This window comes from Streptomyces sp. NPDC044033 (genome assembly GCF_056434425.1).
This window is the reverse complement of the sequence record NZ_JBWKFF010000042.1, coordinates 19,169-34,244: the sequence shown is the minus strand read 5'-3', so window position 1 is coordinate 34,244 and position 15,076 is coordinate 19,169. Positions and strand designations below refer to the sequence as shown.

Annotated in this window: 15 protein-coding genes; 14 read left to right on the top strand and 1 reads right to left on the bottom strand. The window is 66.8% G+C overall.

Going from position 1 to position 15,076, the window contains the following annotated elements:
• Window positions 1-605: 605 nt before the first annotated feature.
• From AC07AB_RS39185 to AC07AB_RS39120, 14 genes are all read left to right on the top strand, one after another.
• Entirely contained in the window at window positions 606-797 is a 192-nt protein-coding gene (locus tag AC07AB_RS39185) for a hypothetical protein (RefSeq protein WP_478577241.1), read from the top strand.
• A gap of 93 nt (window positions 798-890) precedes the next feature.
• Entirely contained in the window at window positions 891-1,496 is a 606-nt protein-coding gene (locus AC07AB_RS39180; RefSeq protein ID WP_478577238.1) for a response regulator transcription factor, read from the top strand.
• 288 nt (window positions 1,497-1,784) lie between these two features.
• Complete coding sequence (locus tag AC07AB_RS39175; RefSeq protein ID WP_478577237.1) at window positions 1,785-2,756, top strand: hypothetical protein; 972 nt, start codon at window positions 1,785-1,787, stop codon at window positions 2,754-2,756.
• A gap of 41 nt (window positions 2,757-2,797) precedes the next feature.
• Window positions 2,798-3,676 (top strand): diiron oxygenase, encoded by an 879-nt coding sequence (locus AC07AB_RS39170; protein ID WP_478577234.1) that lies wholly within the window; start codon window positions 2,798-2,800, stop codon window positions 3,674-3,676.
• The gene (locus AC07AB_RS39165; protein WP_478577232.1) at window positions 3,673-3,918 is read left to right on the top strand and encodes an acyl carrier protein; all 246 of its coding nucleotides are present in this window, start codon (window positions 3,673-3,675) and stop codon (window positions 3,916-3,918) included. The genes AC07AB_RS39170 and AC07AB_RS39165 overlap by 4 nt, the downstream gene beginning before the upstream one ends.
• On the top strand, window positions 3,915-4,742 hold the full coding sequence (locus AC07AB_RS39160; protein ID WP_478577229.1) for a class-II aminoacyl-tRNA synthetase family protein: 828 nt from the start codon (window positions 3,915-3,917) through the stop codon (window positions 4,740-4,742). The genes AC07AB_RS39165 and AC07AB_RS39160 overlap by 4 nt, the downstream gene beginning before the upstream one ends.
• Entirely contained in the window at window positions 4,742-5,743 is a 1,002-nt protein-coding gene (locus tag AC07AB_RS39155; RefSeq protein WP_478577227.1) for an NAD(P)H-dependent flavin oxidoreductase, read from the top strand. Before AC07AB_RS39160 ends, AC07AB_RS39155 begins: the two co-directional genes overlap by 1 nt.
• Window positions 5,733-6,599: an alpha/beta fold hydrolase gene (locus AC07AB_RS39150; protein WP_478577225.1), complete on the top strand. Its 867-nt coding sequence runs from the start codon at window positions 5,733-5,735 to the stop codon at window positions 6,597-6,599. The genes AC07AB_RS39155 and AC07AB_RS39150 overlap by 11 nt, the downstream gene beginning before the upstream one ends.
• The gene (locus tag AC07AB_RS39145) at window positions 6,592-6,846 is read left to right on the top strand and encodes a phosphopantetheine-binding protein (RefSeq protein ID WP_478577224.1); all 255 of its coding nucleotides are present in this window, start codon (window positions 6,592-6,594) and stop codon (window positions 6,844-6,846) included. The genes AC07AB_RS39150 and AC07AB_RS39145 overlap by 8 nt, the downstream gene beginning before the upstream one ends.
• Window positions 6,847-6,856: 10 nt before the next feature.
• Window positions 6,857-7,423, top strand: coding sequence for a 4'-phosphopantetheinyl transferase superfamily protein (locus AC07AB_RS39140; RefSeq protein ID WP_478577221.1), 567 nt, complete (start codon window positions 6,857-6,859; stop codon window positions 7,421-7,423).
• Between the two features lie 35 nt (window positions 7,424-7,458).
• Complete coding sequence (locus AC07AB_RS39135; protein ID WP_478577219.1) at window positions 7,459-7,719, top strand: acyl carrier protein; 261 nt, start codon at window positions 7,459-7,461, stop codon at window positions 7,717-7,719.
• Window positions 7,716-10,448, top strand: a complete 2,733-nt coding sequence (locus AC07AB_RS39130; protein WP_478577217.1) for an aminotransferase class III-fold pyridoxal phosphate-dependent enzyme — start codon at window positions 7,716-7,718, stop codon at window positions 10,446-10,448. The genes AC07AB_RS39135 and AC07AB_RS39130 overlap by 4 nt, the downstream gene beginning before the upstream one ends.
• Window positions 10,449-10,525: 77 nt before the next feature.
• Window positions 10,526-12,151: a fatty acyl-AMP ligase gene (locus AC07AB_RS39125; protein WP_478577215.1), complete on the top strand. Its 1,626-nt coding sequence runs from the start codon at window positions 10,526-10,528 to the stop codon at window positions 12,149-12,151.
• Between the two features lie 162 nt (window positions 12,152-12,313).
• Window positions 12,314-14,056 (top strand): fatty acyl-AMP ligase, encoded by a 1,743-nt coding sequence (locus AC07AB_RS39120; RefSeq protein WP_478577213.1) that lies wholly within the window; start codon window positions 12,314-12,316, stop codon window positions 14,054-14,056.
• A 59-nt stretch (window positions 14,057-14,115) separates the two neighbouring features.
• Here the strand turns inward: AC07AB_RS39120 and AC07AB_RS39115 are convergent, their stop codons facing one another.
• Window positions 14,116-15,027: an alpha/beta hydrolase gene (locus AC07AB_RS39115; RefSeq protein WP_478577210.1), complete on the bottom strand. Its 912-nt coding sequence runs from the start codon at window positions 15,025-15,027 to the stop codon at window positions 14,116-14,118.
• Window positions 15,028-15,076: the final 49 nt, after the last annotated feature.

Genomic DNA, 15,076 nt, shown 5'->3' with positions numbered 1-15,076 from the left:
GGAAGACCAGGCTGGATGCGGTGGAGAAGACGAAGAAGTCGTACCACTCGACCGTGGTTCCTAGCAGGCCGGCGAGTGCCGCCTTGTGGGCGGGGGACAACCATGGTCGTCCAGTAGGTGTGCGGGAGGGCCAACGCATCATGCTCCAAGAGGTCGCTGTAAGGGACGGGTTGTTCATAAAGGGAGCAAACCAATCAGCAGCATGCGGACGCGGCCACCGCTGCAACAGAGCGGCCATAGAACCTGACACGATTCGAACTGTCCACTTCAGCGGATGACTTGACGGTGTACCGTCCGCTCTATAGCGTCCGGGGGTGTCTCGGGCTGCACGACCTGTGTATTGCACTCGTTGCCACACCATGCACAGGGTGCGGGAGCACCGACGTGTCGGCACACGGTGCACCAGACAGCACGATGCACTGTCGATTGGTTTGTCTGGCTGAGGGGGCTGGGGTGGCCAAACTGCGCTGCGGCTCATCGAGCACCTCGCAGTGAACGCATCGATGGTGCCGAATTGCCTCACTTTACGGTGAGTCTTCCTTGCTCGGGACCAGATCCGCGCTGAGTGTCACCCTGCGCTCGGGGTACGGAGAGGGGGATCACTCATGCCCGACGTGTTGACCGGTGCAGCAGAGGAGCATTGTGCGGATGGCGGGGGCGAGGTGCGGTCCAGGCTCAGGGTCCGCGGCATCGCGCCGTATAAGCTGCCGGACCGGCTGGTGGCGCTCGGACGGATGCCGCTGACCGCTGTCGGAATGAGAGACAAGAGGGCTCTCAAGGCTCAGCTTCAGGACTGAGCAGGAATAGTGAAAAAAGTTCTCACGGTACAGAATGGCTGATTTCCGTACGCATGCGCTAACGTTTCGTCATCTCATTGATGGGGGAGTTGAGTGGGTATCAATGTAATGGTTTTCGATGAGTTGGATCTGTCTCGATCTGCGCTCACAGCATTACTGGAAAAGCGCCCGGAGATCAGAGTCGCGGGATCGGCGGGCAGTAAACAAGCTACGCTGGACTTCGCCGAGTTGCACCAACCCGATGTCGTGATCATCAGTTTCGAGGGAAGAGAGAGGGAGGCGGTCGACATTGCGGAGAAGATTGCGATCCTTCCGGAAGTCCGAACCCTGCTGGTGGCGACTGCGTGCATCCGATCGGTCGTCCGCCGGGCCTTTACCGGAGAAATCGATGGAATGGTGCGGCGCGGCGCTCCGCCTCACCGTTTTTTCGAGGCCATCCATCTGGTGCACCAGGGTGAGCGGGCCTTCGACGCGGAGCTGACGGTCGCGGCCGTGGCCAATGGGGACTGTCCGCTGACCCTGCGGCAGTTGTCCGTGCTCGAGCATCTCGACCGCGGCGACACGATGGAGGAGATTGCCGCGCGACTGTGCCTGTCCGAGGGAACGGTGCGTAACTACATTTCGTCCATGGTGGCGAAGATAGGTGCGCGCAACCGTATTGACGCCCTCCGCATTGCCCGAGGTCTTCAGTGGATCTGAAGGGGGCCGGACCCCGAGGGTCTGAAGCGCATCCCTTGGCATCCCGATCCCGTGTCCGCCGTCGCTCCGCCGCCGGCTGCGCGAGTGGCACGGAGCGCCTCTCCGAGGTGACCTCGCACGTGCAACCTCAGCAGACGTTCATGCCCCGAGGTCGACCATTGTTTTCCCATGCAAAATGCATGGCGATGAATGTGAAGTGAATCTGTCGCGGTGTGATTGCCGACTGCTAGCGTCCATATCGCTGGCTGGAATCCAGCCAGCGCATTTGACGACTGGGGGAGGTAGGTCGTGCCGCACCAATCCACCACCACGGGTGTGTCCTGGGGGAAAGTGGCAGATTCCATCGAATTCATTCCCGCCGAGCATTCAAGAGGGACCCAACCGGAATCCGTGGCGCGGGAAATGCTCGGCTGCGACTCGGCGGACATCGACACTCTGGTCGACGCGGGTCTGCCGTTCGAGGACCGGTCCGGAGTACGTCACTTCGACGTAAATGACCTCTACAACCTCGGCATGTATTCACGCACGACCACGACGCAGCCGGAACTCGCGTTCCGCATGCTGTTCCGGTTCGCAGGCCGGCCGGTCGACGACCTCCTGCGTACGAAGTCCTGGGACTTCCGGGTCCGGATGGAATGCGTCGACTGCGCCGGGGTCGCGCCATGGCGCCTCGAGGAACCGGATGTCGTCCGATTCGGCGGAGGTGTTGCCGATGTGATGGCGCCGGCTGCGAGCTCGGGCTCCGCGGAGTACGCGGCGACGGTCACCACGACCGGCGCGCGCACCCCCCTGGTCTCGCCGGTGCTGTGGCAGCTCGTCCACGACTATCTGGACGCCGGCTATCGCTGGCAGATGATCCCCGTCCCCATGCAGGCCGACTACCAGTTGGTGCATTCCCTCGGCGCCACGAGCTGTATCGCGGCGAGCCTGTTCCTGGCCGAGCGCTTCCGCGCGGCCGGGTATCGGGCCGAGGCGAAACGAGGCTGGTTCTGCGGCGTGCTCGGCGGGGCCCTCGATCTGCCGCACGCCTGTGTGGAGGTCGAGGACGACGACGGTGCGCTCAGGACCGTCGACATCGCCAAGGCACAGCTGGCCGCACGACTGTCGGCTAACACTGAGGCGTTCCAGGAGCTGTGCCTCGGATCGATCTACAACAAGGTGATCGCTTCTACAGCGTCCGGTAATGCGGCTCTCGGCTATCACGAATGCGGTTCGCAGCTACCGATCCAGGTGCGCGCAGACATTCGTGCGGTGCGTTAAATCTGATACTTCGGCCACTGTGGCAAGAAAGACGAGTAAAAATGGCGGTATGTGAAATCGAGCCGGTTGTTCTCGAATTGGACCGGCTGGAGAACCTGGCCGAATCCGGTTACTACAACCCGTACACGATGTTCGACTGGCCCGACGTCATCGAGCCAGACCAGCCGTGGATGAGCGAGAGCCTGACCACGCTGGCTGGCACACCGATGTGGGACGAGCTGACCCGCGGGCAGCAGATCGCGCTTACCAAGTTCGAGGCGATCAACTTCTTCAGCCTCAACATCCACGGCATCCGTGAGCTGATGAGCGAAGTCGTGATGCGCATCCACGAGCGAACCTATGCGGATGTCTCGGAGTTCTTGCACCACTTCATCGGTGAGGAAAACGAGCACATGTGGTTCTTCGCGCAGTTCTGCCTGCGCTACGGCGGCAAGCTCTATCCGGCGCAGCCGACACTGAAGGTGGACTCGAGCGAGCACCTCTCCCCGGTGGCCCGCGAGCTGATCGTGTTCGTGCGCATCCTGATCTTCGAGGAGATCGTCGACTACTTCAACGCGCACATGGCGACCGATCAGACGTTGCCGCACATCGCCCGCGAGATCAACCGGGTGCACCACCAGGACGAGAGCAGGCATGTCGCGTTCGGCCGGATGATCTTTACCAACCTGCTCGGCCAGGTGGTCGAGCGTGATCCGGCAGAGGTGCCGCCGCTTGCCGAGTATCTCGAGAACTACTTGCAGTACAGCATCGGCACCCTCTACAACCCGGCTGCCTACCGCGACGCGGGAATCCCGGACGCGCTGGCGCTGCGACGGCGCGCGCTGCAGCACCCCGCTCGGGTGAAGGCGCACGATGAGGTGCTCAAGCGGACGAGAAGGTTCCTTTCCAAGGCGGGCGTAGGCAGGGAAATCGTCAAATGACCGATCCGATACAGACAGTCCGGGAGTTCGTCATGGGACGCAACCCCAACCTCGGCCACGTATCCGACGATCTGGATCTGATCGACAGCCGGGCCATCAACTCGCTGGCCTTCGTCGAATTCATCTTCCTGCTAGAGGAGTTGACCGGCGAGTCGATCGATCCGGAGGACGTGGACCTGGACGACTTTCGCACCGTCAAGACGATCGAAGCACGATTCTTCAAGCAGAAAGCAGTGCGATGACCACAGTGACTGACAACGGCCTGAGCACCCTCGACGGCGGCCAACTGCGTTTGCTGCGAGCCATCGACACGATGTTCCGGCGCCTCGCCGACGGCTGGGACGCCCCGGAGGTCCGGTACCCGTTTCTGATGCGGTGCCAGGACCTCGACAAGTTCGACTACTACGACAACTTTCCGCATCTGGGCCTCACCGCCACCCGACTCGACCCGGAACGCGTCGGCCCGCTGCTGGCCGAGGCGACACGACCGCTGGACCGGATCCCGACCGACGTGATGGAGCCGAGCGGCTTCGCACTGCTGTCGGCGGCCTGCTACGCGATCTATGTTGACCTGGCCGGTGCGACGCTGCCCCCTGGCGGGACGATGCGGACCACCGTCGGCACGTGTTTCCGCAACGAGAACCACTACGACGGCCTGCAGCGGCTGCTCGGCTTCTCCATGCGAGAGATCGTCTGCATCGGCCCTGAGGACGACGCGAAGAACCATGTCCTGCGGGCCAAGGACGCCGTGATCGCGCTGTGCGCCGAACTCGGTCTTGATGTCCAACTCGGTGTCGCCACAGACCCGTTCTTCGACAAGAACAGCGGCAAGGCGAAGATGCAGCGGCTGTTCCCGGTGAAGGAGGAGTTCGTCGTCAACGGCCTGGCGATCGGCTCGGTCAACTACCACCGGAACTTTTTCGGTGAGCGGTGCGCCATCCAGGTAGCCGATGCCACGGCGCACACCAGTTGCCTGGCCTTCGGCCTCGAGCGATGGGTGCACACCTTGACCCAGCGGTTCGGCAGCACCGCCGCCGCAGTGTCCGCGGTCGAGGGCCTGGGCTGATGCATCCGACATTGGCAGATGTGCTAGGAATCGACGTGAGTCTGCTGCAGTCGGGCATGGGCGGTGTCGCGGGGGCGGAGCTCGCCTGCGCAGTGTCCAACGCCGGAGCGGCGGGCTGTGCCGGCGGCTACAAGCTGGTCGGCGGCGCGCTGTCGGCCATGCTCGCCCGGCTGACCGCGGGGACCGATCGGCCTGTAGGCGTGAACCTGATTCCGGAGGTGGTCGGGCCGGACGAGCTTGATCGCCAGGTGGCGCAGGTGCTCGACGAGACACCGGAGTACGTGCACCTGTCCTTCTTCGGTATGCCCGAGGACGGGGTGTTCGAACGCGTCAGTGCGACCGGCCGGCCCATGGTGGTCCAGGTCGGGTCCGTCGCGGACGGTGTACACGCGGCCGAGCGGGGCGCTGTGGTGGTGGCACAGGGCGTCGAGGCCGGTGGCCATCTCCTCGGTACGACGAAGCGGGATGAGCTGGTCGTCGCGCTGCGCGCCCAGCTGCCCGACGCCTGCCTCGTCGCCTCGGGCGGGATCGGCTCGGCCGACGAGGCCGGTCGGGCACTTGCCGTGGGCGCCGACGGCGTGCTGCTGGGTACCGCCTTTGTCGTCGCGCTCGAATCGCGGGCTCACGCCCACTTCAAGGCGGCGGTTACCGCCGCCGACGAGAGCGAAACCGTGATCACCGATGTCTACGAGATCGGGTGGCCGGGCCGACGGCACCGCGTGCTGGCGACAGCCGCGACCGCCGAACCGGGGCAGCCCAAGAAGTTCATCGGCCGCACGGTGGTCGAAGGGAAGCCGTACCTGGTGCCGCGATTCAGTTCAGCGGTGCCGACCGATGCGACCACCGGCCGGATCGAGGAAATGGCGATGTACTGCGGCCGGTCCTGCAGCGCCGTTTCCGATGAGGTCTCCGCGGCCGATGTCGTCACCGCATTCGCACGCATCCTTCCGGGCGCCGTAACCGTCAGGAACAGGAGAAGGGTGGAGGTCAGTGCCAGTTGATGAAGGACAGGGGCAGCAGGACCTGTCGTACCGCGCGGACGCGCCGCGCGTTCGCACCAGGGACGGTGTCGAGCTCTACTACGAGTCCAGTGGTGAAGGCACTGCCATCACCTGCCTCAACAACTTCTTCCTGACCAGTCCGTTCTGGCGGGAGTACACCGGGGAACTCGCCCGGAACCACCGCGTCGTGACGTACGACATGTGCAACCACGGCGCGTCCTCGCGCCTCGGGCAGGAGCCGACGTGGGAAGAGCACGCGGCGGATGTGATCGGCCTGCTCGATGCTCTGGAGATCGAGTCGACCTATCTGGTCGGTACGTCGGCCTCCACCCAGCTCGCCAGGGATGTGGCGCTGGCGCACCCGGACCGGGTCAAGGGACTGGTGCTGGCGGGCCCGGTCTTCGGCCTACGGGGCATGCGGCGGCACCGGCAGCTGAACCGGGCGTGGCTGTTGACACTGAAGAACGAGGGCGTCGCCGCGCTATACAACCACATGTACCCCGAGGTGATCGCCGGGGAGATGAACGAGGAGGGCGGCACTCCGGGCTTCCTGGGGCTGCGGGAGAGCTTCCTGGCGATGAACACCTCCGAGGAGCTCACCAACGGACTATCGCTCGTTCAGCAAGGTGACACCAGCCCCGGGTTGCTGTCCCGCATCGACGCGCCGACCGTGATCGTCCTCGGCGACGACGACATTCTGTTGAGCCCGGGACGTGGTCACGACCTGGCCGCGCTGTTCCCGAACGGCCGCTGCGAGATCATGCCGAATGCCGGCCATGTGCCCTTCCTCGACGACCCCGAGGGCTTCCAGGCGATCGTCCGCAAGTTCATCGAAGAAGTGGAATCGCATGTCTGACACGGCAGTCGAAGTCCGGCAGCGCATTCGCGGACTTCTGGCCGACCTGTTCGGGAACGACCGCTTCGTCAGCGGAGTGTCGGACGACGTGTCGCTCCGCGAGGCAGGAGTGTCCTCCACCGCACTGGTCAGTCTACTGGTGGCGATGGAGGACGCGTTCGGCTTCGAGTGGGACGACGGGGTCCAGCCGGAGGTGCTGCGCTCGATCGACTCGCTGGCGGGCTACGTCGTGGCGCTGCGCAACTGAAGGGCGCACGGTGGTCAGCGAGCTGGAAGTTCCGGCGGGCATCGCGGCGCCGACGTTGCTGGGAACCCACCCGGTGCCGTGGCCGCACGGGCCGGCTCAGCAGTTCGCGGCGGGCCGTCTCGCGGCCGCCGCGACGCTGGCCTCGGCCGGGTCGGCCGATCGGGTCGTGCCCCGTGGTCCCGACGGCCGACCGCTCTTCCCGCGAGGGTTCCCCGGTTCGATCTCCCACACCGAGCGCCTGGCGGTCGCGGTGGTAGTGCCCGGTGCCGAGGCGGTCGGTGTGGACATCGAGAACGCGACGGTGACTGAGCGCATGGCCAGGTTCGTCTTTCGCGAGCGGGAGCGGCGAACCCTGCTCGCGCCGGTCGGGGAGTACCTCCCGTGTGAGCTGTTCGCAGCCAAGGAAGCGGCCTTCAAGGCCTTGAACGGAATCGGCACACAGGGCGACTTCGTGTTCTGGCGGATCGAACTCACCCGGTCCGACAGGGCGTTGACCGCTTCGTACCGTGGCGAATCGGTACCGGTGTGGGTCCGCTCGCAGTCAGATCCCTCGCTCGCCGTGGCTATACGGCGCTGAACTCAAAATTTCGCCTCGAATAGGGAAAGAACACAATGACTCATGATGTTTTCGAGGTCGTCGACGGACTGTTCCGCAACCGACTGCAGGTGCCTGAACTCAACCCCGATGCCCCGCTGGTGGACTACGGCCTCGACTCAGTTCGCTCCATCGATCTGATCGTGGAGCTGGAGAACCGGTTCGACGTGCGGATCTCGGACGAGCAGGCGGCGTCGATGCGGACACTGCGGGACGTGGTGGACCAGGTCACCGCGTCGCTGACGGTGCGGGCGGGGCAGGGAGAGAGCGCCGCATGAACGCCGACTCTGGATTCGCGCGCTACGCCCGGCCGGAATTCGCCAGGCTCTTTCGCGCGCTGAACCTGGATGTGACCTATCGAGCCGGCCAAGGTGACCACCTGACCCAGGAACCGCGGGGCGGAGGGGACCGCTCCGAAGCCGGGGTTCAGGTATTGGACCTGGTCGGCGGTGCGGGTTCGTCGCTCTTCGGACACAACCACCCGGCGCTGGTCGAGGTGGCACGGCGGTGTCTCGACGAACAGATCCCGTTCAACGCACAGGCCAGCATTCGCCCAGGGGCGGCCGAGTTGGCACAGCGGCTGTCGGAGATCGTCGGCGCCACGACGGGTGCGAGCTACGTGGTCACCCTCGGAAGCACCGGCGCGGACGCGGTGGAAGCCGCGGTGAAACACGCGACGGTCGAGCACAGAAGGCGACTCGGCGCCCTGCAGGAGGAGTTCGAACTGTCCCTGCGGCGCGTGCGGCGCGACGGCATCGCAGACGTCCCCTGCGCGAGCGGGCCCGCGGCCGGGCGCCCCTGCGCGGAGTTGCTGAGCGAGGCGCTCGACAGGATCGCCGACATGCGGCAGACGGATCCGGTCTTCGTCTCGCTGCGGAACGCCTTCCACGGCAAGACAACCGGCGCCGGCACGATGACGCACGGTGACAACGTGCCCGCGGATCTGCACGTACCGGGACCGCAGCACCGGCGACTGCACGACTGGACGCCGAAAGAAGTGGCGAGCGCGCTCAATTCCGAACGCGTCCCGGTCTACTCGGTCACTGTCGACTCCGCCGGAGTGCCGCACTCCGCCGTGCGCCATCTGTCGCCGGTGGCCGCTTGCTTCGCCGAACCCATCCAGGGGGAGTCCGGGGTACACGAGGTGCCGGTCGAGACCCTCGCCGCGCTGCGCGAGCTGGCCGATCGGCACGGAGCGGCGTTGGTGTTCGACGAGATCCAGTGCGGCATGGGGCGTACGGGCACCTTCCTCGCTTCCGAGAGCTCCGGCGTGGTCGCCGACTACTACCTGCTCTCGAAGTCCCTCGGGGGCGGGCTGGCCAAGGTCTCGGCGCTGCTGGTCACCGACAACCGGTACGTACCGGACTTCGGTCGCCACCACACGTCCACCTTCGCCGATGACGACTTCTCGTCGCGGATCGCGACGGCCGCGCTGGACCTCTCCTTCGCCTATCGCGACCGGATCAACGAGGTGGGCACGCTCCTGCGCGACCGGCTGACAGAGGTGGCGGCACGGTGGCCGAATGCCATCGCCGAGGTACGCGGACGCGGACTGCTCCTGGGCGTCGACTTTTACCTGCCGCGGCCCGATTCGGGTCTGATGCGAGAGGTGTTCGACTCCGAGTCGCTGGGTTACCTCATCGCGGGCCGTCTGTTGCACACGCACCGGATCAGGGTCATCCCTACCCTGTCGGCCCCCACGACAGTCCGGGTTCAGCCGTCGGCGCTGCTCGAACCGGTCGATGTGGACCGTATCGCCGCCGCGTTCGAGGACGTTGCCGGGCTGCTCTCCCGCGGTGACTACGCGACGCTGCTCGAGCATCTGACCGTACCGGCGACCGGCGAGTGGCAGCCGCCCCAGCATGTCCCGCTGCCCCGCCTGGACCGGCCGGTCCGCCCCAGCGGAAGCCGGGCCGACGTGCCCCGCGTTGCGTTCCTCGCCAACCTGGACGTCCCGAGCAAGCTCTGGTCGATGGCGCCGGAACTGGCGGACTGGTCGGACGAGCAGTGTGCGGCGGCTCTCCACCGGATGCAGGGTGAGCTGGACCCGTTCGAGGTCGTCCGGCATCGCATCACATCCGAGGCTCAGGGGGAGGTCGAGGTCGTCATGGTGGCGGTGCCGTTCACCGCTGCCCAGGCCAATGCCGCCCTGAGGGCGGGGCAGGGGCCGTGGCTGCGCCGGACGGTGCTCGACGCGGTGGAGTTGGGTGTCTCGCTCGGCGCCGACGTCATCGGCCTCGGGGGGCACACCTCGATCGCCACCAATGCCGCACGGGACGTCGTCGAGAACGACATCAGGGTGACGTCGGGTAATTCGCTGACCGCTGCCTGCGCCTACGACCTGCTCCGCCTGCAGCTGGCAAAATCCGGCGCCGGGGAGCGTCATGTCGGACTCGTCGGCGGCATCGGCAATATCGGCGCGGTGATGGCCGAACTCATCGCTTCGCACTGTGATTCGCTGGTACTGGTCGGCCGGCCCGGTTCGGCGCGGCGACTCGCAACGGTCGCCGACCGGCTCACTGATGCCACGGACGTTTCGATAGCCGATGACCTCGACGCGCTGCGGGACTGCCCAATCGTGGTCAGCGCCACCAACTCCTCGGATCCAGTGATCCTTCCGTATCACCTCGCCGGTGATCGGAAGGTGCTCGTCTGTGACCTCGCCGTCCCCGGCGACGTCCATCCGGCAGTGGCGGGCCTGTCGAACGTCACCTTGGTGTCCGGTGGCCGCATTCAACTTCCTGGCGTGCAGACGCCCCATTTCCCCGGCATCACGCTGCCGCCGGGAATCCTCTACTCCTGCCTGGCCGAGACGATCCTGCTCGGCTTCGAACCCACGACGCCGAGCCCGTCCTACGGCGGCCTGACCTCGGAAGGCGTGCTGGCAGCCCGGGATCTGGCCGTTCGGCACGGGTTTCACCCCGCCCGCATCGTCTCCGACGACATCTCGGTACGACCGTGGGTCGTCGACCAGCTCAGCAGCGCTATCGAGGAGAACATCGGATGACCGCAATGGGACCGCGCTTCCCGAGTACGTGGCACGCCTTGTTGGCAGAGGCGGAACGTGGCTCCGATGGATCGGAGGTGACGCTGATCCCGGAACCCGACAGAGAGGAGAAGGTGCGGTACGACACCCTCGTCGAGAACGCCGCGCGGTGTGCGGCAGCCCTCACCGAGCACGGCGTCGGCCACGGCGACCGGGTACTGCTCTGTCTGCCCACGGGCGCGGAGTTCATCACCGCGTTCTTCGGAACCCAACTGCTCGGAGCCATACCGACGGCGATCGCCGTACCGATACGTTTCGGAGGGGCCGCGGGGTTCGAAGGCCAGCTGAAGGAACTCGTGGGATATCTGCGGCCGACCGCGATCATCACCACGGCAGCGGTCATCGAGGCCCTCCCCGAACTCGCCGAGACCAGCTTGATCGACGGTGCCGCGCTCCATGCCCGCGCCACTGCGAGCGACGCGCCGACGCATCCCATCCGCCGGCCGAGCGGTGACGAACTGGCGTTGATCCAGTGCACCTCCGGTTCGACGGGCAGGCCGAAGGGCGTCATGATCTCGCACGCCAATCTGGCGGCCAACTGCGAACAATTCACGGGTGCCGTCGGGTGGACGCGCGCGGACACGACCGTCAGCTGGGCGCCGCTGTACCACGACATGGGGCTGGTCACCGGGATCCTGTGCCCGGTCTATGTCGGCGGGAACACGGTGCTCATGCCGCCCACTCGATTTCTGCGCGCACCGGCCGAGTGGCTGCGGCACATCAGCACGTACCGCGGCGCCGTCGCGGCCGCGCCGAACTTCGCCTACGGCTACGTCACCTCCCGAGTGCGCGACGAGGAACTCGACGGCGTGGATCTGTCGTGCTGGCGCGTTGCGATCTGCGGAGCGGAACCCATCCAGCCCACCACCGCACAGCGCTTCGGTGACCGCTTCACCCGGTGGGGCATGCCCTCCAACGCGTTCACACCGGGCTACGGCATGGCCGAGGCCACGCTGGTCATCACCACCAAACGGCTGCACGCACCGTTCACGTTCGACTCCATCGACCGGCAGTCCGCCGCCACCGGGACGCGGGCGGTCGATGTCGACCCGCAGAGCGCGAACGCGGTGCAGGTCGTCGACTGCGGTGAGCCGGTGGCCGGCGCGGAGGTCCGGATTGTGGACGACAACGGCCGCCCGCTGGGGGAGAACCAGATCGGTCACGTCCAGTTCCGCAGTCCCTCGCGCACGGCCGGATACTTCGGCCTTCCAGAGGAGTCCGCCGCGTCGATGGACGCGCCGGACTGGTGGAAGACCGGTGACGTCGGCTATTTGCGCAACGGCGGCCTGCGGATCACCAGCCGGGCCAAGGACCTCGTCATTATCCGGGGCGCCAACTACTTCCCCTCGGACTTCGAGCAGGCCGCGGAGACCGTGCCCGGTGTCCGCCTAGGCGCCGTGATCGCGGTCGGACACCGGCCCGAGGGCACCGACTCCGAAGAACTCCACCTGATCGTCGAGACAGAACTCGACGGCGAGCAGCGCGCATCGCTGCGCCAGTCCGTTCGGACCGCGGTCAGCTCCCGGACCGGTGTGACCCCCGCCGGGATCCACCTGGTTCCCAAGCGGAGCATCCCCAAGACGACCAGTGGAAAGCTCCAGCGGGCAAAGGCCCGGGAGCTGTTCGTGGCACGCCCCGAGCTCGCCGGGCTTGCCGACGCGTGAGGCTGTGACCGGTCGTCCTCCGGGTCCGGCAGCACGTCCGGGACTCGCAGGACACCGTCGCCCGAAAGGCCAACCACCGCACCAACCAACCCTGACGAGGCCCAGCGGTCCGTCCGGGGAGTATCGGGCCGTGCATGCGGCTGGAGAGAGGGAACCAGGGTCATGGTCGATTTGCCGCACGCCACCAGCGCCGCCGCGGTGCTGCGCGAGCACGCACTCGCGTCGCCGGAACGCACCGCGGTGATCTTTGTCAACGATGTGGAGCGGGCCGACGGCGCAGCCCGGTGGTCATACGCCCAACTGGACGCCGAGGCCAGAAGGATCGGCGCGTGGCTGCGCGCCCGCTTCCCTGTCGGTACCCGGGTGCTGCTGCTGTACCCGACCGGATTCGACTTCGCCGCCGCGTACCTCGGTTGTCTCTACGCGGGAACAGCCGCCGTCCCCGCACCGCTGCCCGGCCGGTACCGCCACGAGCAGGCGCGGGTAAGCGGCATCGCCAAGAATGCCGCGGCTTCCGCGATCCTGACCGACACGGAGAACCTGCCCGCCGTCCTGGCCTGGGCCGAGGCAGAGAAGGTCACCGGTACCCGGGTGCTGGCGACGGACAGCGGCGGCCTGGCGGACCCGGACTCCTGGACGCCGGAAGAGCTGGACCACCGGACGTTCGCGATGCTCCAGTACACTTCCGGCTCGACCGGGGAGCCCAAGGGCGTGATGGTCAGCCACGGCAACCTCCTGCACAACGTGGACAGCCAGCGCCGCGCGCTCGGGCTGACGGCTGAATCCCGGCTGGGCGGATGGATCCCGCTTTACCACGACATGGGACTGCTCGGTCACCTGCTGCCGGCTCTGCTGCTTGGCGGCACCTGCGTGCTGATGCGCCCCAGTGCCTTCCTGCAACGGCCGCACCACTGGCTGCAGTTGATCGACAAGTACGATATCCACTGGTCCGCAGCTCCGAACTTCGCCTACGAGCTGTGCTGTTCCCGGGTCACCGACGAGCAGATGGCCGGGCTGGACCTGTCCCGGTGGCTGGGGGCCTCCAACGGCTCGGAGCGGGTTGACATCGCGGTCTTGGACGCGTTCGCGAAACGGTTCGCCTCCGCGGGACTCCGGGACGACGCGCTGTGCCCGTGCTACGGCATGGCGGAGGCGACCGTCTTCGTGTCCGGTGCGGCACACCGCAAGGCCGTGGTGACGACGGTCGACGCCGAACGGCTGAAGCAGCACCAGTTCGTGCCGACCGAGGTTGGTGTCGAACTGGTGAGCTGCGGGACGCCACGCGACTACGAGGTGCTGATCGTCGATCCGCGGACCGGCGAGGAGTCGGCGCCCGGAGGCATCGGTGAGATCTGGCTGCGCGGCCCCAGCCTCGCCAAGGAGTACTGGAACAATGCCCCTGCGACGGAGCGGGCCTTCCTGCCGGGCGGCTTTCTGCGTACGGGCGATCTCGGGGCCGTGCACGACGGCGAGCTGTACGTGACCGGGCGGCTCGAGGAAATGCTGACCGTGCATGGCCGTCACCTGTACCCGCAGGACATCGAGCGGGAGCTGCGGGCACGGCACGCTGAACTCGCCGGTGCCGGTGCCGTGTTCACAGTGCCGCTCGGTGCCGAGTCGGTCCTGGTCGTCACGCACGAGGTCCGCGGGCGCCTGGCCGAGGACCGTCTGAGGCGTCTGACCGACGGGATCAAACAGACGGTGGTCCGGGAGTTCGGTGTCCCTCTCGGCGGCGTCGGCCTGTTGCGGCGTGGCGGGGTCCGGCGCACCACAAGCGGGAAGATCCAGCGCGTGGCGATGCGCCGGCTCCTCCTGAACAACGAACTGAGCACGGTGTACGCCGACTACGAGCCGCAGGTGACGGACGCGCTGCGGTCGAGAAGTCCGGAGCCGGCAGGGCTGTGACAAGCGCGGACGACGGGCTGGGGCGCCAACCGAGGATTTCTCGCTCGGCGCCCGCCCGCTCAGTTTTTTCGGACCGCCTTGGCGTACCGCCCGGACGCGGGGCGGTACGTGTCGCGAGCCGACCGGAGGACCGTGTCCAGCTCCTGGAGGACCCGCTCGGCGCAGGTGGCTGCCGCCGGCACGATGTCCTGCATCAGAAAGTAGCCGTGCACAAGCCCCGGCCCCGGTACATGGCGGACAGGTACGCCGGCGACGGCCAGCTTGTCGGCCAGTTCGATTCCCTCGTCGTGGAGTGGGTCGAACTCGGCCGTCGCGACTACCGCCGGCGGCAGATTCCGCAGGTCTGCGTTGAGCAGGTCGACGGCGGGGTCAAGGCGCCGTCGCGCATCGGGAACGTAAAGGTCGTAGTGGTACGCCATGTCGTCGACGGTCAGCAGATATCCCTCGGCGCAGGCGCTGGCCGCGGCGAAGAGCAGCCGTGGGTCCACGGGCGGGTACAGCAGCAATTGAGCGGCGATTCCGATGTCACCGCTGTCGCGCGCGTCCAGTGCGACGCCCATCGCAAGGTTGGCGCCGGCGCTGTCACCGGCGAGCACGTGTTCGTGGCCGGGGAAGGAGCGGCTCGTCCAGTGGGCTGTGGCAATGGCGTCGAGCAGCGGCGTGGGATAGGGGAACTCCGGTGCCCGTCGGTAGTCGGCCGAGACGACGACTGCGCCCAGCGATGCCGCCACGATGCGGCAGGCATGGTCGTGACTGTCGATGTCGCCCAGCACCCATCCGCCACCGTGCAGATAGGTGACCACGCGGCCCTCGTCCGTCGCCGGTGTGTAGATCCGGCACCGGAACGACGTCCCGTCCGCGGCGTCGATCGTCCGGTCGACGGCGGTGACGGCAGCGCGGGGGCCGCTGTCGACCCGATGCGGGAGGGCCGCGTTGGAGAGATATCGCTCGCGGGCCTGCTCGACGGTCAAGGCACGAACCGGAACCGGAGGGCCGTCGGCGCGTTGCCAGGTGATCAAG